Raw genomic sequence first — 844 nt, 5'->3', positions numbered from 1 at the left:
GTAGCCGTACCGGAAGGTGCGGCTGGATCACCTCCTTTCTAAGGAGCACAACACATCCCAGCCTCGGTTGGGAGTGGCCGTCACTTAGAGTCCGAATGTGGCTCTGCGATGGTTGCTCAAGGAATTGTGGAACTACTGGTTATGGTTCATCGCGGTGATGGATGCCGGCGTTAGTACTGATCTTCGGATCGTGGAAGGCGCTCGCTGATGTCGGGTGGTGGATTGTTCGTTGGCACGCTGTTGGGTCCTGAGGCAACACGCCTCGGGGCTTACGCCCTGGAACGTTGTTTGTTTCTGGTGTGGTGTTTGAGAACTGTAGAGTGGATGCGAGCATCTTTGTGGTCAAGTTGTTAAGGGCACATGGTGGATGTCTTGGCTTCAGGAGCCGATGAAGGACGTAGGAGGCTGCGATAAGCCTCGGGGAGCTGTCAACCGAGCTGTGATCCGAGGATTTCCGAATGGGGAAACCCAGCACCAGTGATGTGGTGTTACCCGCACCTGAATATATAGGGTGTGTGGAGGGAACGCGGGGAAGTGAAACATCTCAGTACCCGCAGGAAGAGAAAACAACCGTGATTCCGTGAGTAGTGGCGAGCGAAAGCGGAAGAGGCTAAACCGTTTGCATGTCAAGCTGTCAGGCGTTGTGCAGACGGTGTTGTGGGACCCGCCTTGAAAGGACTGACATCTTTTCGGGTTGTTGTGCTGGTTAGTGGAACCGCTTGGGATGGCGGGCCGGAGTGGGTGAGAGCCCCGTACGCGAAAACCAGTTTCACCGACCTTGGTGGTGTTCCCGAGTAGCAGCGAGCTCGTGGAATTTGCTGTGAATCTGCCGGGACCACCCGGT

The 844-nt window shown here is 55.8% G+C and carries 1 rRNA gene; it reads left to right on the top strand.

Annotated elements, in window-relative coordinates:
- Positions 1–340 precede the first annotated feature (340 nt).
- Positions 341–844, top strand: a 23S ribosomal RNA gene (locus DV20_RS23310); the annotation flags it as partial.

Source organism: Amycolatopsis rifamycinica, assembly GCF_000695625.1.
Lineage (GTDB): Bacteria > Actinomycetota > Actinomycetes > Mycobacteriales > Pseudonocardiaceae > Amycolatopsis > Amycolatopsis rifamycinica.
Note: the sequence above shows the minus strand (reverse complement) of the source record. Positions and strands in the feature narration are given on the sequence as shown.